22 protein-coding genes and 1 tRNA gene are annotated in these 22,269 nt (G+C 44.8%); 12 read left to right on the top strand and 11 right to left on the bottom strand.

Translation table 11 applies throughout. From position 1 onward, the window contains the following. Window positions 1-176 precede the first annotated feature (176 nt). Window positions 177-1,934 (top strand): ABC transporter ATP-binding protein, encoded by a 1,758-nt coding sequence (locus tag ABDV94_RS11080; RefSeq protein ID WP_343747241.1) that lies wholly within the window; start codon window positions 177-179, stop codon window positions 1,932-1,934. Between the two features lie 152 nt (window positions 1,935-2,086). Beyond that, entirely contained in the window at window positions 2,087-2,467 is a 381-nt protein-coding gene (locus tag ABDV94_RS11085; RefSeq protein ID WP_343747242.1) for a GxxExxY protein, read from the top strand. A 79-nt stretch (window positions 2,468-2,546) separates the two neighbouring features. Here the strand turns inward: ABDV94_RS11085 and ABDV94_RS11090 are convergent, their stop codons facing one another. Continuing rightward, window positions 2,547-3,617, bottom strand: a complete 1,071-nt coding sequence (locus tag ABDV94_RS11090) for a nucleotidyltransferase domain-containing protein (RefSeq protein WP_343747243.1) — start codon at window positions 3,615-3,617, stop codon at window positions 2,547-2,549. Continuing rightward, entirely contained in the window at window positions 3,617-4,381 is a 765-nt protein-coding gene (locus tag ABDV94_RS11095; protein WP_343747244.1) for a nucleotidyltransferase domain-containing protein, read from the bottom strand. The genes ABDV94_RS11090 and ABDV94_RS11095 overlap by 1 nt, the downstream gene beginning before the upstream one ends. Before the next feature lie 142 nt (window positions 4,382-4,523). Here ABDV94_RS11095 and ABDV94_RS11100 point away from each other — a divergent pair, with 142 nt between their 5' ends. The 5 genes from ABDV94_RS11100 (at window position 4,524) to ABDV94_RS11120 (ending at window position 7,704) form a co-directional block, all read left to right on the top strand. Beyond that, window positions 4,524-5,450, top strand: a complete 927-nt coding sequence (locus ABDV94_RS11100; RefSeq protein ID WP_343747245.1) for a DnaJ C-terminal domain-containing protein — start codon at window positions 4,524-4,526, stop codon at window positions 5,448-5,450. A gap of 2 nt (window positions 5,451-5,452) precedes the next feature. Then, window positions 5,453-5,734, top strand: a complete 282-nt coding sequence (locus ABDV94_RS11105) for a chaperone modulator CbpM (protein WP_343747246.1) — start codon at window positions 5,453-5,455, stop codon at window positions 5,732-5,734. Between the two features lie 126 nt (window positions 5,735-5,860). Continuing rightward, window positions 5,861-5,950 (top strand) — tRNA-Ser (locus ABDV94_RS11110). A gap of 237 nt (window positions 5,951-6,187) precedes the next feature. Next, window positions 6,188-6,805 (top strand): TetR/AcrR family transcriptional regulator, encoded by a 618-nt coding sequence (locus tag ABDV94_RS11115; RefSeq protein WP_343747247.1) that lies wholly within the window; start codon window positions 6,188-6,190, stop codon window positions 6,803-6,805. Window positions 6,806-7,149: 344 nt separating this feature from the next. Next, window positions 7,150-7,704 (top strand): hypothetical protein, encoded by a 555-nt coding sequence (locus ABDV94_RS11120; protein WP_343747248.1) that lies wholly within the window; start codon window positions 7,150-7,152, stop codon window positions 7,702-7,704. 122 nt (window positions 7,705-7,826) lie between these two features. Here ABDV94_RS11120 and ABDV94_RS11125 read toward each other — a convergent pair whose 3' ends face one another. Both ABDV94_RS11125 and ABDV94_RS11130 read right to left on the bottom strand, forming a co-directional pair. After that, window positions 7,827-8,855, bottom strand: a complete 1,029-nt coding sequence (locus tag ABDV94_RS11125) for an asparaginase (protein WP_343747249.1) — start codon at window positions 8,853-8,855, stop codon at window positions 7,827-7,829. A gap of 78 nt (window positions 8,856-8,933) precedes the next feature. Beyond that, window positions 8,934-10,076, bottom strand: a complete 1,143-nt coding sequence (locus ABDV94_RS11130) for a transglutaminase domain-containing protein (protein WP_343747250.1) — start codon at window positions 10,074-10,076, stop codon at window positions 8,934-8,936. Window positions 10,077-10,199: 123 nt separating this feature from the next. On the opposite strand from ABDV94_RS11130, the gene ABDV94_RS11135 reads away from it, so the two are divergent. Beyond that, complete coding sequence (locus ABDV94_RS11135) at window positions 10,200-10,469, top strand: helix-turn-helix transcriptional regulator (protein WP_343747251.1); 270 nt, start codon at window positions 10,200-10,202, stop codon at window positions 10,467-10,469. 22 nt (window positions 10,470-10,491) lie between these two features. Here ABDV94_RS11135 and ABDV94_RS11140 read toward each other — a convergent pair whose 3' ends face one another. Both ABDV94_RS11140 and ABDV94_RS11145 read right to left on the bottom strand, forming a co-directional pair. Further along, window positions 10,492-11,259, bottom strand: coding sequence for a TatD family hydrolase (locus ABDV94_RS11140; RefSeq protein ID WP_343747252.1), 768 nt, complete (start codon window positions 11,257-11,259; stop codon window positions 10,492-10,494). 120 nt (window positions 11,260-11,379) lie between these two features. Further along, entirely contained in the window at window positions 11,380-11,796 is a 417-nt protein-coding gene (locus ABDV94_RS11145; protein WP_343747253.1) for a BrxA/BrxB family bacilliredoxin, read from the bottom strand. A gap of 186 nt (window positions 11,797-11,982) precedes the next feature. Here ABDV94_RS11145 and ABDV94_RS11150 point away from each other — a divergent pair, with 186 nt between their 5' ends. The 4 genes from ABDV94_RS11150 (at window position 11,983) to ABDV94_RS11165 (ending at window position 17,424) form a co-directional block, all read left to right on the top strand. Further along, on the top strand, window positions 11,983-12,162 hold the full coding sequence (locus tag ABDV94_RS11150) for a hypothetical protein (RefSeq protein ID WP_343747254.1): 180 nt from the start codon (window positions 11,983-11,985) through the stop codon (window positions 12,160-12,162). Window positions 12,163-12,294: 132 nt separating this feature from the next. Next, on the top strand, window positions 12,295-12,969 hold the full coding sequence (locus tag ABDV94_RS11155) for a 2-C-methyl-D-erythritol 4-phosphate cytidylyltransferase (protein ID WP_343747255.1): 675 nt from the start codon (window positions 12,295-12,297) through the stop codon (window positions 12,967-12,969). Between the two features lie 180 nt (window positions 12,970-13,149). Beyond that, window positions 13,150-16,872: a choice-of-anchor I family protein gene (locus ABDV94_RS11160; RefSeq protein ID WP_343747256.1), complete on the top strand. Its 3,723-nt coding sequence runs from the start codon at window positions 13,150-13,152 to the stop codon at window positions 16,870-16,872. Between the two features lie 180 nt (window positions 16,873-17,052). Continuing rightward, window positions 17,053-17,424: an endonuclease domain-containing protein gene (locus ABDV94_RS11165; RefSeq protein WP_343747257.1), complete on the top strand. Its 372-nt coding sequence runs from the start codon at window positions 17,053-17,055 to the stop codon at window positions 17,422-17,424. Between the two features lie 65 nt (window positions 17,425-17,489). Here ABDV94_RS11165 and ABDV94_RS11170 read toward each other — a convergent pair whose 3' ends face one another. From ABDV94_RS11170 to ABDV94_RS11190, 5 genes are all read right to left on the bottom strand, one after another. After that, window positions 17,490-18,401, bottom strand: coding sequence for a cation diffusion facilitator family transporter (locus tag ABDV94_RS11170; protein WP_343747258.1), 912 nt, complete (start codon window positions 18,399-18,401; stop codon window positions 17,490-17,492). 15 nt (window positions 18,402-18,416) lie between these two features. Continuing rightward, window positions 18,417-18,977: a sugar O-acetyltransferase gene (locus ABDV94_RS11175; protein WP_343747259.1), complete on the bottom strand. Its 561-nt coding sequence runs from the start codon at window positions 18,975-18,977 to the stop codon at window positions 18,417-18,419. Window positions 18,978-19,129: 152 nt separating this feature from the next. Beyond that, window positions 19,130-20,212, bottom strand: coding sequence for an acyl-CoA desaturase (locus ABDV94_RS11180; RefSeq protein WP_343747260.1), 1,083 nt, complete (start codon window positions 20,210-20,212; stop codon window positions 19,130-19,132). 191 nt (window positions 20,213-20,403) lie between these two features. Next, window positions 20,404-20,859, bottom strand: a complete 456-nt coding sequence (locus tag ABDV94_RS11185) for a hypothetical protein (RefSeq protein WP_343747261.1) — start codon at window positions 20,857-20,859, stop codon at window positions 20,404-20,406. A gap of 27 nt (window positions 20,860-20,886) precedes the next feature. Next, on the bottom strand, window positions 20,887-22,176 hold the full coding sequence (locus tag ABDV94_RS11190; protein ID WP_343747262.1) for a cellulase family glycosylhydrolase: 1,290 nt from the start codon (window positions 22,174-22,176) through the stop codon (window positions 20,887-20,889). Window positions 22,177-22,269 lie beyond the last annotated feature (93 nt).

Consider the following 22,269-nt stretch of genomic DNA (forward strand, 5'->3'; position numbering starts at 1 on the left):
GCCTTCATTTTCCTCAATGGTATCAAATTTTGATTCAAATAGGTCAAAAATCGATTGGTGTAAATCATTACTTTTCATTACTTTTGCACCTCCTGATTGAAACAATCATACAGACCCGATATTTTTAATATTCAGACAATTCATTCTTCAGGAAAAAACTTCATTTTTACAGTTACATGAAAATTCTCGTATCTTATCTGAAACGTTACAAAGGACTCGTTTTCCTTTCCATGATCCTGGCAAGTGTTAACCAGGTTTTCTCTCTTCTGGATCCTTACATCTTCGGGAAATTACTCGACAGATATGCTTCTCACAAAGGAGATTATTCACAATCTGATTTCCTTGTTGGAGTGGCCGGACTGATCGGACTGGCGATCGGTGCAGCCATGGTGAGCCGTATTGCAAAAGCATTCCAGGATTACACCGTCAACCTGACGATTCAAAAGGTTGGTGCAGACATTTACACCGACGGACTAAAACACACACTCCAGATTCCATTCAGCGAATTTGAAGACAAACGCAGTGGCGAAACGCTGAATATCCTGCAAAAAGTGCGCCTCGACAATGAAAAGTTCATCACGAACTTTGTCAACATCCTCTTTACCTCGCTCGTTGGTTTGGTGTTCGTAATCGTTTATGCCCTAAGTGTGCATCCCGGACTGATTCTGATCTACCTGGGTTCTGCCTTACTGTTGAGTTATATCACGAATAAACTTTCGAAACGCATCAAGAAAGTGCAGACAACCATTGTGAAGGAAACCAATCAACTGGCAGGAAGTACCACCGAAAGTTTGCGCAACATCGAATTGGTGAAAAGTTTGGGATTGGCAACTCAGGAAACGGAGCGTTTGAATGACACAACCCGGAAAATCCTGCAGCTAGAGTTGAAAAAAGTGCGTCAAATCAGAAGTATTTCCTTTATCCAGGGGACCTTTGTGAACTTCATGCGCCAGTCCATCATGTTCTTCCTGATGTACCTATTATTCAAAGATGTGCTGACTATCGGTCAAATTATGACGCTCCAGTTCTACTCCTTCTTCATTTTCGGGCCGTTGCAGGAAGTCGGGAACGTCATTATTTCATACCGGGAAGCAGAAGCTTCTCTGAATAATTTCGAGCAAATCATCAATACGCCGATCGAAGCAAAACCGGTTCATCCGCGTAAACTGAACGCGATTGAAAAACTGGCATTCCACAACGTCGGATTCCGTCACAAAACAGCTTCCTACGATGCATTGAGCAATATTTCCTTCGAAGTCAATAAAGGAGAAACGATCGCATTTGTCGGGCCAAGTGGTTCCGGGAAAAGTACACTTGTGAAACTGCTGGTTGGATTGTATACTGCTCCAAGCGGAGAAATCACGTATAACGGTGTGAGCAGCTCCGAGATCGATAAGGAAGAATTGCAACAGCAGCTTGGTTTCGTGACCCAGGACACCCAATTGTTCTCTGGAACCATCCGTGAAAACCTCTTGTTCGTCAAACCGGATGCAACGGAAGAAGAGATCGACATCGCGCTGGAAAAAGCTTCCTGTACCAACCTGATCGCCCGCAGTGAATATGGAGTCGATACAGTAATCGGTGAAGGTGGTATGAAATTGAGCGGTGGCGAAAAACAACGTTTGTCCATTGCCCGTGCCTTACTGCGCCATCCGCGCCTGATGGTTTTTGATGAAGCCACTTCAGCCCTGGATTCCATCACGGAAGAAGCCATTTCAAATACAATCCGCGAAATTACGGATCAAAAAGAACATATTACGGTACTGATCGCACACCGTTTGTCGACCATCATGCATGCAGACCGCATTTTCGTACTGGAAAAAGGTGTGATCATCGAAACTGGAAAACATAGCGAATTACTGGATGAAAAAGGCTTGTATTACGCCATGTGGAGACAGCAGATCGGTGAACGCCGTGAGGTTGTAACGGAATAAAAAACATCTAATTTAGTAGTGGCGTAGTGAATTACGCCGCTACTCTCTTTCCCGCAAATGCGCAAATTTGATAGGCGCCTACCGGTCGCCTTATTACGAAAAAAGTTCCATTCTGAGTTGAACAAATGATCTTTTTGATTAACTTAAGTAAAATGGAACACTATTTACTAAAAGAAGAATGCTACGAAATTATCGGATTTTGCATGGAAGTCCATAATGAATTAGGCTTTGGGTTTTCTGAAATCGTTTATAAAGATGCTTTGGAATACGAATTCAAAAAAAATGGAATTCCATTTGCCCGTGAAGTTTGTTACCAGGTTAGATACAAAGACACGATTCTGCCACACCAATTCTTTGCAGACTTTGTTGTTTTTGACTGTATTATACTGGAAGTAAAAGCAGTATCTGATTTTTGCAAAGAACATTTTGAACAGACTATCAACTACCTCGCAGTTTCCGGGATGGAAGTCGGACTATTGGTCAATTTTCGAAACCCCAAACTTCAATACAAACGTGTCATTTTAGAACGATAATCTTTACGTTTAACCGGCGAGACCGTTAGGCGAGCTTTTATTTGCGCATTTGCGGGAAAAAATACCCCTCAACCAGCAATCAATTCCTGTAATACGCATCGCGTACATCAATTAGCAATTCCTCCAGCTTTTTCAAATCCGGCTCATCCGGAAGGGTGCTTTTTTCGAACAGCTCTTCAATCAGCTGTACTTTTTCTTCTGCCTGCTGCAACAAATCTTCGTATTCGAACTGTCCTTCCCGGATACGCATCAGGAAATCGCGGTCTTGCCTTTTCACATGAAGCACTCCTTCACGGGCAATTTCTTCCGCCATATGCAGCAGCCGGAAGGTATGCATCATGTTCTTGGCGTCGTAGTTTTTGCCGTGCGAAACCGTACTTTGATAACGGGTTTCATTGCGTTTTCCGATCCATTCCCAATACTGAGCATATTCCCGGCAGTGAATGGAATAAGCGTCTTTATTGAAACTCATCAAGGCCAGCGGTCGAATACCTATCGGAATAGTACTCAGCGACACATCGTTTGCATCCGGACCGGAATAGATTCCTTTCAGGGAACCATTTTCCAACTGGGAAGTATGGAACAGTGCAAACGCGTCGCGCATGTGTGGAATTTTCACCAATCCGCAATCCGCAGCACTCATCCGGAAATCGGAAAGCCACTGCGCCAGTGGAATGCTGTACATGCCGTCAATTACGTAGCAAAAATCCGGGATTTCTTTGCGCACCGGTTCCATCGGGTTACTGATCTTTTTCTTCAGTCCGCGCGCCTTTTTCACCTGCGATTGCGCATATCCGGCAAAAGTCTGACAGCATAATTTCGAAAGAAAATCCGAAACCTGCAACTGGTGCAGCAGGGGATGTTTGTAGAGCACAGACTCTTCCGGAGTTGCCAGCAATTCCAAAACGGTCGGGTTGTTTTTCCCCAACAAATCCACGATCTTCTTCCACTCATAGTAGACGATATCGTTCGTTTCATTATTAATCTGCTCCTGCGGATTCAATCCGTAATACACGCGCTTGGGCGAAACGAAAATTCCCTTGTAATCCGTATCCGACTGCGGAGTATGCAATCCATAGGCCCGGCTCCCACTGATACATTTCAGTAACAGAAACCGGTTTTCTTCGTGCAGTTGGTGCAGGCTGACCATTACAAGGTATTCAAAACGGTTAAAAACGCGCCGTCTAAATCTGCCGTTTTCTGTTTTCGGCCTTTCAGATTCGGAGATTCTTTTTCGGAACGCTCAAATTGTTCGCGGATAAACGCATTGATTGCGGCTTCCTCTGGGTGCAGATAATCTTCGTTTTTCCCGGATTTCAATTCGATCAATTCATAAATCCGGGTTCTCAAAGCTGCAGGAATATCCAGTTCATCGAGCATTTTCTGAAAAACAATCGGCGGAATGGAATCTTTGTCCAGGATCCACTTGCAGGCAAAAGCAGCTCGCAACGCGTAAAACAGCTTTTTCAATTTCACCTCATCTTTACCATCAATCTCTTCAAAACTGTTTTTTCCCATATTCAGGTAATGGTACATCGAAGCAACCGGGGCAAAACAAGCTTCGGCAAGCGGCTGCATGATCTCCAGGAAACCAGGTTCCACATAATACACCACCGGCGACTGCAAACGTTCCAGCAGCGCACTGTTCGATTTCCACAGCAAACGCAGGCACTTCCGGATATCCCAGCCGGTAATATCCAGGTCGCCATCGTTGAGCATGGCTTCCAGCGTATCTTTCTTCTCCGAAACGCTCAAATACCAACTTGTCTGGTGCTTGTAGATGATCCGGATATCGTAATCGCTATCAGGCGAAGGAAAGCCCCAGGCCCTTGAACCTGTTTCGCAAGCGAATAAAATTTGAATATTTCTTTCTTCCTCGATTTTTCGGATGGCTTCAATGATGGTCTCTCTCATGACTCAAAGATGGGAAAAGTTTGGAAGAAAAGTCCAAATAAAACAAACTGATTTTTCCTGCATTTTTCCTGACCTGGATCATTTTTTACTGTTTGTGTAATTCCTATTTTAACCGTAACTTCAATTCACAAGGTTCAATCGTATGGAGTATATCGATTATTACAAGATTTTGGGGGTTAACAGGAACGCCACGGCAGAGGAAATCAAAAAAGCGTACCGGAAATTAGCCCGGAAACACCACCCGGATTTAAACCCCAACAACCCGGAAGCCAGTAAATTATTCCAGCAAATCAACGAGGCCAATGAAGTGCTGAGTGATCCGGAAAACCGGAAGAAGTACGACCAATACGGCAAGGACTGGAAGCATGCAGAGCAGTTCGAACAGGCCCGTAAACAGCAACAGGCATCCGGTGCACAGGGCCAGGGAAATCCCTTCAGCAACTCAGACAACCCGTTCGGAAACGAGTATTTTACGTATGAAGAGGGCGGTGACTACTCCGATTTTTTTTCGTCTATTTTCGGAAATCGGGCAGGTAGCAGACAAACCAAATTCAAGGGGCAGGATTTTCGCGCTTCTGTGGAACTGAACCTAACAGATGCCGCCAAAACGCATCAGCAGACTTTTACAGTGAACGGGAAAAACATCCGTATCACCGTTCCGGCTGGAATAGAGAACGGCCAGGAAATCAAACTGGCAGGTTACGGTGCTCCGGGCATGAATGGCGGACCAAACGGAGATTTGTATATCACGTTTGAGATCAAAAACAACACTTCTTTTACGCGCAAGGGAAATGACCTTTACACCACAGTTCCCCTGGATTTATACAAGGCTTTGCTGGGCGGTGAAGAATTCATCGACACACTGGATGGGAAAGTGAAAATGAAAGTGGCTCCCGAAACACAGAACGGCACTAAGGTACGGCTGAAAGGAAAAGGATTCCCGGTCTATAAAAAAGAAGGCGAATTTGGTGACCTGTATGTAACATACCAAATACAACTGCCCACAAACCTGACTGCGAAAGAAAAAGAATTGATCGAACAACTTGCCGGCGAGCGTAAAAACAAGTGATTATGGAACAGGAAAATTGGATAAGCATTGAACAATGTTGTGTGGTTTACAACATTGAACGCTCCTTTGTGCTAAAACTGGATGAACACGGTCTGATTGAATTGATCCGCTCCAATGAAACAATTTTCATCACGTTTGAACAACTCTCCGATCTCGAAAAATACATGCACCTGCATTATGAACTGGAAATAAATATGGAAGGATTGGAAACCATCAAACACCTGCTCGACCGGGTGCATGATCTTCAGAAGGAGTTAAACCGATTGAAAGGAGAAGCCGGGTAGATCTGTCCGCGTGTACCAGAATTCGATCAAGATAAAACCAGGAATGTTTGCGGATTCGAATAATAGTTGTAATTTTGCACTCCACAATCTGAAAGTTGGTTTGAAAAAACGGTTTTCAGATGATACAGAGAGGTGTCCGAGTGGTTGAAGGAGCTACCCTGGAAAGGTAGTATACGGGTAACTGTATCGAGAGTTCGAATCTCTTCCTCTCTGCCAGAACTAATCCCGACGAGCTTTGCTGTCGGGATTTTTGTTTTTATAGCGATGCGCGTTTACTCTGAATACGAAAATCGCGATCAATCGTTCATCGAATGATTGCAGGATCATGAATTAGCTCTGTCCATTTGATCTGCGATTTCTTCCTACCTGATTACTCCTCATTTTCTGTCACTTGCAAAAAGACAATCCTACCCGATCATCCGTTTTTGTACATTTGCCTTAGTTTATACGATCATGCCAGATTCAGTGCGAAATAAAGAAAGAAGCCGGGAACGTTTTTTACAAGCGGTCGGTGAAATCCTGACCACCAAGGGGTTTGCTGCTTTGAAAATCAATGCCATTGCAGAAGTTGCCGGGCTGGATAAAAAATTGATCTATAAGTATTTCGGCGGACTGGATCAGTTACTGGATGAGTATCTGCGGACAAAGGATTTTTGGAGCAGTGTAAAAGAAGAGTTGATTCCTCAAACTGTTACTGACGGTGGGAAAGCCTTTTCCGAGGCCATGCTTCTACAGCAATATGAACAAATGAACAGCAATCCTGAACTTCAGAAGATCATTCTCTGGCGTTTGTCGGAACAGCGAAAGTCACTGACGACCTTACTTGACAACCAGGAACGCACAGGCGAACTGCTATTCCGTAATATGACTGACCCGCATTTCGGAGAATCCGCCGGACGCTATCGTGCAGTTGCGGCGGTTCTCGTTGCAGGAATTTATTATCTGAACCTGCACACCGCCATGAATACCGGAACGTTCTGCGGCATAGACATCAGCAGCGAAGAAGGTCGCCGCCAAATCCAGGAGGCAATTTCCTTCCTCAACCGGCAAGCTTTTGAGCAAATACACTAGCTTAAAAAGCTGAGAATCGAACAAAATGCCGCAACAAGTCACTAACTGGTGACTTATCGCTATATTTGTACGCGTTTAAGCGATACAAAAAAGGTTTCCCTCTTTTTAAAGAATTCCCATATTGCAAATCTACCACTACTAATCAGGGAGAATGGAACTTCGTGCGATCCAATGATCGCGTTTAGTACGCTCTTCTTTGCAGAACGAATCCCGGGTTTACGAGCCTGGGATTTTTTATTGAATTGATCTTTTTCAGATCTTCTATTCCCCCAAACGTTAATTTTCCATAATCCCGAACGGTGTAGCACCGCATTCTCCTACTTTTGGACAAAACCTCATGGGCTATGAAACCTCTTTTTACCTTGTCGATTTTGTTCTTTTCCCTGCTTGCTTCTGCCCAGGAAGCCACAGCACTCGAAAAAGCCATGAAAAAAATGAAAGTGGAAACCGTTTTGGTTGCCAATGTAGAAGGCATCGACGAATACCCGCTTTGGTCGCCGGAATCTGATTTTGTAGCTTGCTATACTTTTGGAGACTGGTATAAATTCGACCTGAAATTAATGAAGCTGGCTCCTGCCGACTGGCACGACCGGAAAATCGGGATCATGAACAACCCGAAAGCGGTCTCGCCCATTAAGGACAGTACCGAATTGAAACGTTTCCTGGCAGTTTCTCCCTTTAATGCCCGGGAAGTGATTTCCAAATCCGGAATTCGAATACAGTTGAAAGAGGCCGCCGATTTTTCCGTTTCGCTGGTTATTACCAAGCCCGGAAAAGATCCACAGATTATCTGGACGAGCGAAGGCGAAAACTGCCACAGTCTCACCCTTTCGCCGGATCAGAAGTTTGTTGCTTACCTGTGTGAAATGAACGGGTTAATGGTGATGAGGATTGAGTAATCAAAGGGGGATTTCGCTGAAAATCGAAGAACACAAAAATTTGGTATTCAGAACCCGTCGGCTACTCTTCAAAATACGAATAGACATCCCGCAGTGGCGGGAAAAAGTTATAATTTGCCCAATCACAGCGTGACTTCTCCGCAGATAGACCGCTCCAAAATTTCCTTCGCAAGAACCGGATTCCCTGCCGATTTCCCCAAAGCATACATCATTTTGGTAACCGCTGCTTCACTGGTGAGATCATAGCCGGATAAAATCCCGTTTTTCTCGAAGAAAGAACTCGTTTCGTATTTCCCCTGCTCCACCCGTCCGGTTGAGCACTGCGTAATATTCAGAACAATTCCGCCGGATCGGAGGTATTCCAGTAACAATTCATGGAAACGCTGATCTGAAGGCGCATTCCCGGAACCATACGTTTCGAGGATAATTGCTTTCGCTTTTTTCACGTCGAAGATCGAAGCATAAATTTCCCAGTTAATTCCCGGGAAAAACTTGATCAGCCCCACAGAAGCGTCAAAATCTGTGAATAATTCAAGATCTCCGGATGTTGCAAATGTTTCCCCGGTGTAATCAATATGTACTCCCGCTACGGCCAAAGGACGCAGGTTCGGAGAACGGAATGCTTCGAAAGAAGAAGCTGAAACTTTGGAAGTCCGGTTTCCACGATACAGCGAATACTCGAAGTAAATAGCCACTTCCTGGATTCTCGGATTCCCGGATTCATCTTTAGCTGCCGCAATTTCAATCGCCGTGATGAGGTTTTCCTTTCCGTCTGTACGAATTGTTCCGATCGGGAGTTGCGAACCGGTGAAAATGACCGGTTTTTTCAATCCCTGGAGCATGAAGCTCAAAGCCGAAGCCGAAAAAGCCATGGTATCTGAACCGTGAAGAATCACAAAACCATCAAATTGGTGGTAACCGGAATAAACCAGTTCAGCCATTTCTTTCCACCACTCCGGGTTCATTTCCGAAGAATCAATCGGATGCGGAAAGGCATGCGTGGTCAGCTCTACGTTCAACCTCCCCAATTCCGGAATGTGTTTGTATACATCACCGAAATCAAATGCAGTGAGGGAACCTGTTTGCGGGTCGTTCACCATTCCGATGGTTCCACCGGTGTAAATTACGAGAACCTGGGGGCTTGTATTCATGCTCTTCCGATTTGTGCAGCAAAGTTCACCGATTTTAGCGAAATAGCAAGTCTCAGGAGTGAAGTTTCTTCCTGCAATCTATTTAACGACGGGTACAGCCCAGAACAGATTCGGATTATTGGTCACGTAGTGAGTCATGGTAAATTTCGCTTCCTGGTTCACGCTTTCTGTCTTTTGCGGTGTTTGATTGATTCCGTCAAGCGGCAGTAATTCTATATAAACCGTATTCTTTCCGGGAAGTTTTGTCTCATAATTGTACTCACTGGATACCGGGCATTCCAGGCGGTACAGGTTTTTTGCCATATAAAAATACAGGTAATCTTCCGCCCAGGTTGCCTGCTCATTGTTCCAGTTTGCTCCCGGATTCAGCAACAAAGGTTTCCCTGTAATCAACCGTTCCCGTACTTCTTCCACACTCAGCAAAACACCTTTTTCATCCATCACATATGCATCGTGCGTCGGATCCAGGTAAATCCATTTGTTCAGGTCGTTGGAGTAAACCATATTGATCACATGACAATCGTCAAATTCCAGTTCTTTCGGCATACAAGTGATGTAGCGGGATTTAAACCCCATCGCCAGGAAGCATTCATTGAGTGAAATAGCCAGTCCGCGGCAGTTTAAACCTCTCGACCCATCGCTGCAGGCCCGGATCATATTATCTGCATTTTTGACCTCCGGGTTACCATGCTGCCCATCGTGTTCCACCAGGTTGTGAATCCAGTGCATCAGGTTCAGCATTTGGTGAATTTCGCTTGCATCTCCGGCAATGGAATCCAGGTTGTACTTTTTCCGCAGCGCTTTCAGGTAGGTATTGCTGGAATCCTGGTAAGTAAACGCCGGAATCGCCCTGACATCTGCAGTATTGTATTTTTTCGCGTGTTTCAATTTCCCGAGATGATCCGCAATCTCAACAAATTGAATGCGGGTTTGACAAGTATCTGTCTGGTTGTAAATGACAATAAAATCAACAACCGGCTTTTTCTTGCTGACTTTGATCGTGATGGAATCCACATCTGTAATGAACCGAACCTCTTTTCCCGAAGTCTGATAAGTATCTGGTTTGACATCCGGGGCAATGGTCCAGGTATGGCTCGTGCGAGGGCCGTCATTGGAAACTTTCATCGGAAACGTTTTGATATTCGTACGAAGTACCTGTTGTTTCTGGGAAAAGGTGAATCCGCATAAAAGAATCGCGGAAATCGTTAAGATTGAACGCATCGAATTGAATTAGCTTTATTCTCAAAGCTATACAATATTCCGTTACTTTGACAAATCCGGTAAAAAACCTTTCAGAGTTTTGATTTTAATTAAATTTATTTTGACATTATAGTATCATTTTAAATGTACGGATTAGAAAAAACTCCCAAAGAAATCACACTGATTTTCGGTAAACGGGTTACTCAGTTGCGTAAGGAACGAAAAATGAGCCGGGAAGACCTTGCCAATCGTTCGGGGGTTCCCGCTTCTACCTTGAGAAAATTCGAGCAAACCGGAATGATTTCACTGGAAAGCATGCTGAAACTGGTCAAAGTATTCAATCGGTTGGAGGAATTTGAAAAGCTGCTTCAACCCAATGATTTGGAAAGCAAGCGTCACTTATTTGATGATTAAAAATCGACCGTTAAGTACCCGACTACGGATGAAATACTTTCAGTGCATTTTCTGTTGTGATCTCTTCCAGTTTACTTAACGGAAGGTCGAGAATTTCTGCGATTTTCTCCGCCGTATGAACCACGTAAGCGCTCTCGTTGCGTTTTCCGCGGAAAGGAGTTGGGGCCAGGTACGGCGCATCCGTTTCCAGTAATAGTTTGTCCAACGGAATGTGTTTCAGGGTTTCGGGAAGATCTGATTTTTTGTACGTTACCACTCCCCCGATCCCGAAAGAAAATCCTCCGTAGTTCAGAATCTGTTGAACATCCTGTTCGTTTCCGGTAAAACAGTGGAAAATCCCGCGCAGGCGTTCGTCGTTTTCCTGATCCAATACTTCGTAAATCTCCGGAAAAGAATCCCGTGCATGAATCACGATCGGAAGCTGCAGTTCTTTAGCCCATTGAATCTGGGTTCTGAAAGCTTCTTTCTGCTCGTTGATATAGGTTTTATCCCAATACAAGTCAATTCCGATTTCTCCGACTGCCACATACGGGTGTTTATCCAGCATCAGGCGCATTTTTGCCAGAACCAGTTCCCAGTTTGCATTCACCGAACAGGGATGCAGTCCCATCATTGAAAAACAGTGTTCCGGAAATTGTGCTTCCAGTGCATGCATTCCTTCAATGGAATCCAGGTCAATATTCGGCATGTACATGCGTCCGACTCCGGCAGCAATTGCCCGCTGGATCATTTCTGCCCGGTCTTCACCAAATTGTTCGGAATAAAGGTGTGTGTGTGTATCGATAAACATGATTGAGATATTAGGACGCCAAGATTTCAGGACAAAAGACAAAAAGACTTCAGAACCTATGACAGTATGAGTCACCCAGTCCTGAAGTCTTAAAATCCTGAGGTCCTAAAATCTATTCTCTTAACAGAATTCCTCGTAAGCAGCTGCTAAATTCTCAGCGATCATTGCTGCCGTAACTCCTTCGATATTGTGTCGTTCTAAAAAATGAACCAGTTTCCCGTCTTTGAACAAAGCCACAGATGGCGATGACGGAGGGAACGGTAAGAAATATTTGCGTGCCTGCTGTGTTGCTTCCGTATCAACTCCTGCAAAAACAGTCAGCAAATGATTGGGTTTTTTTCCATCCTGGTCCAAAGACAATTTCACTCCCGGACGCAGGTTTCCTGCTGCACATCCGCAAACAGAGTTTACTACGACCAAAGCAACGCCTTCGCTGTTTGGAATGCTTGCATCTACATCCGATGCTGTTTCAAGTTGTTGAAAGCCCACACGTGTAAGGTCTTCCTTCATTGGTTGTACGAGTTCTGGTGGGTACATAATCTTTAAATTTTAATACTGCAAAGTTAGGGATTCTTCTTTCAGTGGAAAACAAATCTCCGTTTCAATTTTTGCCAAATAAGTTTAAAACGATTCTAAATGACAAAAAATTCTTTTTTTTCAACGAAATCAGAGTTTATCAACAAATTATTTATTTACATTTGTCTCCAATAAAAGAAAAGGATTATGAATCAATTTTGGTGGAAACTCGGACAAATTTTGAACGGTGCATGGTTTTATGACAACATCGGAGATATCTTTAATTATTCAGTAATCATTCTTGGATTCTTCGGATTGTTCTACTGGTTGAACTGGCAAAACAAGTTCAACAAGCAAGCAGAAAAAGATCCGAACCAGATCAAGTAATTTATTCCGCTTTATAATAAATTTTAGGAAGGCTCCGTCGATTGACAGGAGCCTTTTTTGTTGGTGCGCGACGCATCGCGCACCAACAAAATGCATCGCGCGCCAACAGATTTTTTCCACTATATTTATCACATGCTGACATTCATCATCACAGCCGGAGGAATCGGAAAAAGAATGGGAGGAGCTACTCCCAAACAATTTTTACTGCTCGACGGAAAACCTGTTCTCATACATACCATCGAACGGATTCATCACTTTGATCCTTCTGCGGAATTGATCGTCACGCTTCCGGTAGATTACCTGAAGGACTGGCAGGAACTGTGTGAAAAACATGCTTGTGAGATTCAGCATACCGTTGTTTCAGGAGGAGAAGAACGTTTCGACTCGATTAAAAATGCCCTCGACAAAGCAAGTGGCGACTGGATCGCTGTTCACGACGGGGTTCGTCCTTTTGTAGGAAAAAACGTCTTGTCGGAACTGGTTAAAGAGGTCAAAACACACCGGGCGGTCATTCCGGTAGTTCCGGTAAAAGAATCCCTGCGCCTGGTAGAAGGAACTCACAGCGCTGCCGTTCCCAGAAGTCAGTATCAAATTGTTCAGACACCCCAGATTTTCGAAGGAAAACTCCTGAAAAAGGCTTACGAACAAAAGTATACGCATTCCTTTACAGACGATGCCAGCGTGGTTGAATCCATCGGAACACGCATTCATTTAATCTCCGGTAATGATGAAAATATTAAGCTAACAAACCCCGTAGACCTGAAACTGGCTGAGATCCTGCTCCAATCCCTGAAAAACAGTCACTAAATCGATTGGGCTTTAACCTTTCGTGAACTTCATTTGAACAAATCGTGTTCGCCAAACCGATTTTATTAATCCCTGTTTCATAAAATTTACACGATTCCAACACAATCTTATCGGAAAAGTCATTTTGGTCGTGTACTCTGATTATATGCTGGACGGAACTTTGCGAAAAGTTTTACAGCAATGAAAAAAACCTTACTTTTCATCGGGTCGTTTTTGCTGGGAATCAATAGTTTTTCCCAGAATCCCGGACTCGTTATTTCAGAAATTTACACCAATCCTTCCGGGGCAGATTCCCCGTTTGAATGGATTGAACTAGTAGCAACTCAAGACATCAACTTCGCAACAACTCCTTATACGGTAGTTTGCAATAACTCCGATGCAACGGTAAACGGATGGATCGAAGGCGGCCTGATTACGTACGCTTTCCAAATCAACAGCGGAACGGTAGGCAGAGGAGATGTCGTATACGTCGGTGGAACATCTATGGCTCCAACCGGTACAAAATTGCGTGTGATTAATACCGCTACCACGAACGGCGACGGATTCGGTACGGCGGCAAGCGGTGGTGTGGTAGGAAACGGTGGTAACAACGGGGACGGAATTGCTGTCTTCAATTTACCGGTCGCTTCCTTAACCAATGCAACGGTTCCTGTTGATGCGATCTTCTACGGAACAGCTCTTGGAACTGCCGTTCTGAATGGTGGTGCAGATGGTTACCAACTTCCTGTCAACGATTTGTACAGCGGTGGAAAACTTCAATCCGGTTCGTTTATTGCAGGCGATCCTGCAAGCAACCAGTCGCTACGCGCTACCGGATCGTTCAACACCCAAACGCTTAGCTGGACTACACAACGTAGCTGGACATTGGGTACTCCGACGTTAAACAACCTTTCTTCCGTGAGCGTACTTCCTGCTCCGGGAACATTTGCATTCTCTGCAGTGACTCAGAATTTCGCGGAAAATGCGGGAACCGTCAACATCGGAATTACTGCAACATCTACCAATAGTTCCCAGGCAAAAGTGGTTTTGAGCTACTCGGTTTACACAGACGCAACGGAAACAGCAGATTTTACATTGGCTGAAGATACCATCGTTATTCCTGCGAACTTCACGGGAACACAAAACGTTTCTCTGACCATTGTTGACGATGCATTGGCAGAAAAAACAGAACGGGTGATCCTGAAGATGAGCGCTTTGGCAAATGCAACGATCGGAACAAACAGCTTCCAGATTATTTACATCAAAGACAACGATTACCAGGCTCCGGTTGCAAACAATGAACTGAAACTGAACCTGCTGACCAGCTTTTCAAACGGTGCGGAAGGAACTAACTCTGCTGAAATCGTTTCGTTCGACCCTACGACCAACAAATTATACATCGCCAACTCGGTGGGTGCGAAAATGGATATCGTAGACTTCACCAATCCGGCTGCTCCGGCTTTGCTGAATTCGATCTCCATCACTCCATACGGAAACCTGAACTCCTTGACAGTACACAACGGAACAGTGGCCGTGGCGGTAGAAAACTCCAATCCGCAGGCAAACGGGAAAGTGGTTTTCTTCGACGAGAACGGTAACCACATTTCAGATGTTCCGGTTGGCGCTATGCCGGACATGATCACATTCAACAACGATCATACGAAAATCCTCGTGGCATGTGAAGGTGAACCGAATACCACTTACGCATCCGATCCGGAAGGTTCCATCGCCATTATCGATATTACCGGCGGTTATGCTTCATTGACCGCATCAAACGTAGCTATTGCAAACTTCCAGGCATTCAACGGTCAGGAGGCAACACTCCGCGCTCAGGGAATCCGCATCTTCGGACCCGGAAGCTCTGCTGCCCAGGATTTTGAACCGGAATACATCACGATTTCGGAAGACAACGCAACGGCTTACGTTTCTTTGCAGGAAAACAACGCGATGGCTGTTGTAGATATTGCTACTGCTACTGTGACAGCAGTAAGACCATTGGGAACCATGAATTATGCAAACGGAAACGATGCGTTGGATCCTTCTGACCAGTCGGCAGGAATCTTTATCGGATCTGCTCCGGTAAAAGGACTATTCATGCCCGATGCATTGGCTCACGCTTCCATCGGGGGAACAGAATACATTTTCTCAGCAAACGAAGGAGATGCACGTGAATATACTGCTTACAGTGAAATCAGCCGGTTGTCAGCAGCATCGCTTGATGCCTCCATCCCGGATCAGAACATTTTGAAAAGCAACCAGTTCCTGGGTCGCATCAATGTTACACGTGCAAGCGGAGATACGGACGGAGACGGAGATATCGACGATATTCATGTATTCGGAACACGTTCTTTCTCTATCTGGAATGCACAGACAGGTGCTTTGGTATTTGATTCCAAAGATTTGTTTGAGCAAATCACTGCAAACCACCCTACTTTCGGTGCATTGTTCAACGCAAGCAACTCTTCGGGTGCAGCAACGGCTAAAAACCGTTCGGATGACAAAGGTCCGGAGCCGGAAGGTCTTGCTACTACTGTAATCAATGGAAATCACTACTTGTTCGTTGCTTTGGAGCGCATCGGTGGTGTAATGGTCTTCAATATCGACGTTCCAACTGCACCGGTTTATGTGGGTTACTACAACAACCGCGCTTTCGCAACCAATGGTCCGGATCGCGGAGCCGAAGGAATCATTACGATCAGCAAAGAAGATTCTCCAACCGGAAAAGAAATCGTGATCCTTGCAAACGAGGTAAGTTCTACGCTTTCGATCTATGAAATCAATACGTGTGTGGAATTGGCCGGAGCAACGATCACTGCTCCGAATGATTCTATCTGCGACGGAACTCAGGTGACGCTGACAATCCCCGGAAATGCTCAAAGCTCTGTTCAATGGTTGAAAAACGACCAGGTGATCTCCGGAGAAACCGGCAACACGCTGACCGTAAGTGAAGCCGGAGACTACCGTGTGTATGTTTCGAATGCAACGCATGCTTGTGCTGATACGACGCTTCCTGAAATGATTACCGTTTTGTCTTTGCCAACGGTAGCTGCAGGTGTTGATGCAGCCATTTGTGCCGGAGACAGCGTAAGCCTGGAAGCAACAACTACTGCTGCTATTTCCTGGAACAACGGCGTTCAGGACGGAGTGAACTTCGCTCCGGCTGCAACGATGGATTACATTGCAACTGCAACAGATGTTTACGGATGTGAGAATTCAGATACGCTGACTGTTACTGTCAATACACTTCCAACTGTCAATGCGGGAACGGATCAGGCGGTTTGTTCCGGAACTTCCGTTACGCTGACTGCTACCGGAGCGACTTCATTTGTTTGGAACAACGGTGTAACCGACGGTACGGCCTTCAATGTTACTACAGCCGGAAATTACATTGTAACCGGAACGGACGCAAATGGCTGCCAGGATAAAGACACGCTGGTAATGACGGTATACGCCAATCCTTCCATCAACCTGGGAAGCGATATGACAATCTGTGCGAACAACTTCCCGGTAAACCTGAATGGCCCGGCAGGATATACCAGCTACAACTGGAGCAACGGTGCAACGACTCAAAATACCACCGGATCACAGGCAGGATCTTACATGTTGACCGTTACGAATAACCACGGTTGCCAGGATAAAGACACCGTTGTGATCTTCTCTCAGGCTTGTTTGGGTCTGGCTGAAAACACTGCTCTTGAGTTCTCTGTTTACCCGAACCCTGCTTCCAACCTGGTTTACGTCAAAACAAATACAACAAACTCTGAAGTAGTTGTTTACGCAATGAACGGACAGGCTCTGTTTACACAACAAAACACCAACACTGATTTCACGTTGAACCTGGATACTTTGGCAGACGGAGTATACTGGTTGACGGTTTCTTCTGCGGAAGGAACAGTGACTCAGCGTTTGGTGATCAGGAAATAATCCAACCTATATACGCTAAGAAACCCTCCCGGACTTTTTTCCCGGGAGGGTTTCTTGTTTTTTTTATATCTCCCCTTTTTTAGGCGTAAAAACGAATATCTGTCTCCCCCTTTGGAGGGGGACTAAGGGGGAGGATAGTAAACTCTTGTAAATCAAAGACAAAATTCTTATCTTAATTAGATGAGAAACAATCACTATAACAAAGACTTACGTGAATTTGCCCATGAATTGAGAACTGAAACAGTATCAAGAGCCGAAAAGTATTTATGGAAGAATGCGCTTTCCCGGAATCAGCAAGGTGTTAAATTCAAACGCCAAAGACCGATTTTACATTTTATCGTAGATTTCTTTGCCCAGGAAGTTGGACTAATCATCGAAATTGACGGGAATTCACACGCAACTAAAGGAAGTTACGACCGCATGCGTCAGGACAAATTGGAAAATCTGGGTTATACTTTTATCCGGTTTTCGGAAGGAGACGTTCTCAATAATCTGGGAGATGTCATCACTCAAATCCAACATGTAATTTATTGTCTGAAGGAGAAGGATTAGTTTTTCCTCCCCCTTTATCCCCCTCCAAAGGGGGAAATAAAGAATACTCCCTCCGGAACAAAAAATCAGCACGAGCCGGTTTTACAATCTTCCCGTTCGGTTTCCAGGGTGACATGCCGGATATTCAAATGCTCCAGCAGATGGCGTACTTCGTGTTTGATTTCCGGTTCCTGTTCCCCGGTGATTTCGCGTTCCAGGGTTAAGTGAGCTGTGAGGGCGTTTTCCGTTGAACTCAAGGGCCAGATATGCACGTGATGTACTTCTTTTACACCTTCTACGCTGCAGATTTGCGTAATCACGTCTTCCAGCCGGATCGTACTCGGAACGCCGTCCAGTGACAAACGCAGGCTTTCTTTCATCAGTTTCCAGGTACTCACCAGGATGATTCCGGCAATGATCAGGCTGAATAAACTGTCGAGCCAGTACAAATGCGTGTAGTAGATGACAATCCCTCCCACAACCAATCCTGCGGAAACCAGGGCATCACTGACCAAATGCAGGTATGCGCTCTTGACGTTGATATCCTGTTCTTTGTTGCGTAAAAATAGCAGCGCCGTTCCAAAGTTGATTACAATGCCGATTCCGGCAATAATGGAAACAGATAGTCCGGGAATTTCCTGCGGATGAAAAAAGAAACGGTCTACGGCTCCATAAACAATCGCTCCGATGGTGATGAGCAGCAGGAAGGAATTGAATAACGCCACCAGGATCGTCGTTTTCCGGTAACCGTACGTGTACTGGCTGTTCGATTTGATTTTCATCAGTTTGAAAGCCAAAAGTGAAAGCGCCAGCGTACCGACATCCGCGAGGTTATGGCCCGCATCCGATAAGACGGACAGGGAATCAATTGCAATCCCGACAATGGCTTCGATTACAACGAAGGACAAATTGAGCACGATGCCCACCACAAAAGCGGTGTTGACCTTTTTCAGTACAACTTCCTGGTGATGATGATGATGTGAGTGATCGTGTCCCATATGCCGGATTTTTAATTATTCATCGATGCTTTTTTTCACTTTACACGGATTCCCAACGGCGATCACATTTGCAGGAATGCTTTTATTGACCACACTTCCGGCTCCGATAATGGAATTGTCTCCGATTGAAACGCCTGGAAGAACCACGACGTTTCCTCCGATCCAGACGTTATTCCCGATCGTAATCGGATGTGCATATTCCAGTCCTTCGTTCCGCTGTGCTACATCAACCGGATGACCTGCGGTGTAAAATCCGCAATTCGGCGCAATGAAAACATTGTCTCCGAAAGTCACTTTCGCGGCATCCAGGATCACCAGGTTGTGGTTGCTGTAGAAATTCTCTCCGATCTCAATGTTGTATCCGTAATCGCAGATAAATGGTTGTTCGATCAGGAAATTTCCCTTCGTACTGCCGATGATTTCATTCATTTTCGCGCTTCTGGCTTCCATATCGGAGCTTTTCAGTCCATTGTATTCCTGGCACAAATCTTTGCATATGATCCGTTCCCGGATCAATGTTTCATCATAATTGGCATTGTACATCAATCCTTCCGCACACTTTTCCTTTTCTGTCATTGTTTCTGCAATCTGATTACTTCTTAAAGTTAGCAAAGAAACGCCCGGAATTCCGGCAGCATCCAAAATATTTCCTTCGGAACCGGAAGTACAGAAAGCAAGAAGGGGGAACGCGATGCATCGCGTTCCCCCTTCCTTTTATTTTCAATAGCTTAAGCTCTTCCCAATTGCTTCAGTAGGCGCAAATGATTGAAGATAGCTGCACCGAATGTTTTGTGGTAATTGTACTGAATCCCGTATTCCTGTGCCGTTTCTTTCACAATTTTCGAAATTTTCGGGTAATGAACGTGCGAAATATCCGGGAATAAGTGGTGTTCAATCTGATAATTCAATCCACCCACGTACCATGTCAAAATCGGGTTCCAGTTCTCAAAATTCGCTGTTGTCATCATCTGGTGCTTTGCCCAGGAAACATCGTCGTTTTTATGCGTATACCCATCTCTGGTCATGAATTCCGTTTCCGGCATGACGTGTGCAACCTGGAATACAAAGGCAAGAATGATTCCGCAAATGAAATGCATCACGAAGAATCCAAGCAACACCTGCCACCAGGTTACATCCATTACCAATAACGGAACAGCAATCATGTACGTATAATACAAAATCTTTGAAAAAACCAGCTGTGTCATGGCCTTTGCGAAAGTGGTATTTTGTGCTTTCAACAAGCCTTCTTTGTTGTAACGGCTCAATTGCATGAAATCTTTGTTCGTCATCCATGAAAGGGTCATGAATCCGTAGAAAAACCATGCATAATAGACCTGAAAACGGTGTACTTTCTTGTGCGGTACATTCGGAGAGAAACGCAACAAACCAATGGAGTCGATGTCTTCATCCATGTCGTGCACATTTGTAAAGCTATGATGCAATACATTGTGCTGAATGCGCCAGTTCAGGTTAAATCCGCCCAGGATTTCCATGGAGAAACTCATGATTTTATTCAGCCACTTGTATTTGGAAAATGCTCCATGATTGGCATCATGCATAATGGAAAGCCCGATTCCTGCCATCCCTACTCCCATAATCATGGTCATGAAAAACATGAGCCAGTGGTTTTCAATGACTCCAAAAACCATTAAAAAATAAGGCAGCAAAAACAGGGAAAACATCAAGGGAACTTTCAATAGAATGCGCCAGTTACCATAACGTTTCAAGTTATTTTTTTTGAGGTATTCGTCTACTTTTTGGGAGAGTTTCTTTGTAAAGTCATCACTTCTCGTGAGTCGTATGTATTGCATAGTTTTATTCCGCAAATGGTATTTATTTGCATTCACAAAGGTATTCATTGTTTCAATTCAAAATAGCCAAAAAAGACGAAATACATCGATTTCAATTCCCAAAAGAAGTTAACACACTGTTTTTCAAAATGATTGCGTTTTATCAATTTCTGTCTTTTGATTGAATTCCTATTCATGGAATGGTGCCTCACTTACTTTTTCGCCATGTAAAACAACCCACCTGTTGCATTGTCGGAATTATACCATTTTCCATTTATCGCATGCATTTTCGGATCCACCCTGGCGCGGATAATGTATTGAATCCCTGCAGAAACATAGGTATAATCCACGTAAATCGTATTATTGGAAGCATACACCCAATTTCCTACCGCCCTGGATGATGCGGAGGTATCAGCCAGCAAAGTGTTGTAAACTTTTGCCGTACCGCCTGATTCAAGCACCATCGAATACGGGTACGTGGGTTCATAAAAACAGGTATCTCCTGAATTGGTAATTCCCCTGGATCCGTAGTAACCTTCCCAGGCACCGATTAAGGACGGTTGCGGTTCCACTTCTACCGTATTGGTCGTCACAATTTCTTTCTTCTTGCAGGAAACAATTCCCGCCGCCACTCCTGCAATAAGGAGCAAAACAAATCCATTTTTCATCTTTTTTTCTTTGGTTTCAGGAGTCCGTTATCTCACAACAATGCGAACAATTGCTTCCTGGTTCGGGGTATGCAGTTTTAACAGATACATTCCGGGTGGCGATTGGATTTGATAGGTTCCACTACCCAAATCACTCAACGCAATCTCATTCCCCAATAGATCATAGCAGGTCATTCCGACATGAAAATGATCTCCTGGCAACACCCGGAATATCCCCGTATTCGGATTCGGGAAAACGGTGGCGGAAAGCATCTCCATTTCGCTTAAAGAAGCAGTGCTTTCACAAGCTCCATGAACCAGGAAGTGACTTTTTGCGGCTGGTTTGGTATTCAACCCGTAATCCGGGTTATTCACCAAATCATTCCCGTAAGGCGTGAGTGACGCAAACAACCCGTTGGTTGATAGTTGTCTTTGCGGGCAGCCGTCTCGATCCCAGCTCCACGCCAGCCAATTGACCTTATTTACTTCACAATAGCGCAGCAGGGGCTGATAATTGAGGTTGTATTGGCACATGCTCTGATCATCCTGCTGGTTGGCAATTTCACCCAGCACAAATGGAATACCGGCAGCCAGCACTGCATTGATTTTATTGGCCATTTGCGTACTGTCATTATTGGCGTAAGCGTACCAATAAGCATGTGCACTGAAAATCAGGTTGTGCTCCGGATCCGTGTTAATCAATTGATTTGCCGTGTTGGAAGTAATGAACACGTCGGAGTTTTGTCCGCAATCCGGAGCATCAATCATGATAGGGAAATCGAATCCTGTTACGTTTCGCAGGTTGTTGATAATGGTTTCATAGGTGTTTTGATAGCTTGTCAGGGCAGCTGCCTGGTTTCCCGTCCAATTCACGTACAATGCTTCATTGGCAATGTTGACAATGATGCTGTGACGGTACTTTTGGAGGATCGGAAAAACGGAAGCATTCGTCCACCATCCGGATCCGGTAATCAAATCCGATGGATTGTTCTCACAGGTAAAGTCATGCAGTTCCAAAATCGGAATGAGGTCGAATTGGATGCATTTACTGATAATACTGTCCAGGGCGACATAATTGTAGTATACATCGGCTCCCGGGTTACTCCAGTACCAGGGAAGACGTACCGCATTGGCTCCCGATTGAGCAATTTCGGAAATTCGCTGTTCATTCACATCATAGCCCCAGTTGTATGGAGCGTAATTGATTCCTTTTAAATGCAGGGTATCACCGCAAGGCCCTAAAATGTACTTCCCGCTGGTGTGAATTCGACCCGGGGTTTGTGCCATCAGATTTCCGACAACCATGATTCCGATAAGACTCAGTATAAATTGTTTCATTTTTACTAGATTTGGATAGCGCAAACCTACGATCATTCCCCCTTCAATCAATCACCTGAATTGGTGATTTTCAGCTGCATCGGATTCCGTATC

The organism is Fluviicola sp., assembly GCF_039596355.1.
Lineage (GTDB): Bacteria > Bacteroidota > Bacteroidia > Flavobacteriales_D > Crocinitomicaceae > Fluviicola.

Coding starts and splice junctions, on each gene's coding strand:
- ABDV94_RS11080 (WP_343747241.1), top strand. CDS start 177: ATGAAAATTCTCGTATCTTATCTGAAACGTTACAAAGGACTCGTTTTC.
- ABDV94_RS11085 (WP_343747242.1), top strand. CDS start 2,087: ATGGAACACTATTTACTAAAAGAAGAATGCTACGAAATTATCGGATTT.
- ABDV94_RS11090 (WP_343747243.1), bottom strand. CDS start 3,617: ATGGTCAGCCTGCACCAACTGCACGAAGAAAACCGGTTTCTGTTACTG.
- ABDV94_RS11095 (WP_343747244.1), bottom strand. CDS start 4,381: ATGAGAGAGACCATCATTGAAGCCATCCGAAAAATCGAGGAAGAAAGA.
- ABDV94_RS11100 (WP_343747245.1), top strand. CDS start 4,524: ATGGAGTATATCGATTATTACAAGATTTTGGGGGTTAACAGGAACGCC.
- ABDV94_RS11105 (WP_343747246.1), top strand. CDS start 5,453: ATGGAACAGGAAAATTGGATAAGCATTGAACAATGTTGTGTGGTTTAC.
- ABDV94_RS11115 (WP_343747247.1), top strand. CDS start 6,188: ATGCCAGATTCAGTGCGAAATAAAGAAAGAAGCCGGGAACGTTTTTTA.
- ABDV94_RS11120 (WP_343747248.1), top strand. CDS start 7,150: ATGAAACCTCTTTTTACCTTGTCGATTTTGTTCTTTTCCCTGCTTGCT.
- ABDV94_RS11125 (WP_343747249.1), bottom strand. CDS start 8,855: ATGAATACAAGCCCCCAGGTTCTCGTAATTTACACCGGTGGAACCATC.
- ABDV94_RS11130 (WP_343747250.1), bottom strand. CDS start 10,076: ATGCGTTCAATCTTAACGATTTCCGCGATTCTTTTATGCGGATTCACC.
- ABDV94_RS11135 (WP_343747251.1), top strand. CDS start 10,200: ATGTACGGATTAGAAAAAACTCCCAAAGAAATCACACTGATTTTCGGT.
- ABDV94_RS11140 (WP_343747252.1), bottom strand. CDS start 11,259: ATGTTTATCGATACACACACACACCTTTATTCCGAACAATTTGGTGAA.
- ABDV94_RS11145 (WP_343747253.1), bottom strand. CDS start 11,796: ATGTACCCACCAGAACTCGTACAACCAATGAAGGAAGACCTTACACGT.
- ABDV94_RS11150 (WP_343747254.1), top strand. CDS start 11,983: ATGAATCAATTTTGGTGGAAACTCGGACAAATTTTGAACGGTGCATGG.
- ABDV94_RS11155 (WP_343747255.1), top strand. CDS start 12,295: ATGCTGACATTCATCATCACAGCCGGAGGAATCGGAAAAAGAATGGGA.
- ABDV94_RS11160 (WP_343747256.1), top strand. CDS start 13,150: ATGAAAAAAACCTTACTTTTCATCGGGTCGTTTTTGCTGGGAATCAAT.
- ABDV94_RS11165 (WP_343747257.1), top strand. CDS start 17,053: ATGAGAAACAATCACTATAACAAAGACTTACGTGAATTTGCCCATGAA.
- ABDV94_RS11170 (WP_343747258.1), bottom strand. CDS start 18,401: ATGGGACACGATCACTCACATCATCATCATCACCAGGAAGTTGTACTG.
- ABDV94_RS11175 (WP_343747259.1), bottom strand. CDS start 18,977: ATGACAGAAAAGGAAAAGTGTGCGGAAGGATTGATGTACAATGCCAAT.
- ABDV94_RS11180 (WP_343747260.1), bottom strand. CDS start 20,212: ATGCAATACATACGACTCACGAGAAGTGATGACTTTACAAAGAAACTC.
- ABDV94_RS11185 (WP_343747261.1), bottom strand. CDS start 20,859: ATGAAAAATGGATTTGTTTTGCTCCTTATTGCAGGAGTGGCGGCGGGA.
- ABDV94_RS11190 (WP_343747262.1), bottom strand. CDS start 22,176: ATGAAACAATTTATACTGAGTCTTATCGGAATCATGGTTGTCGGAAAT.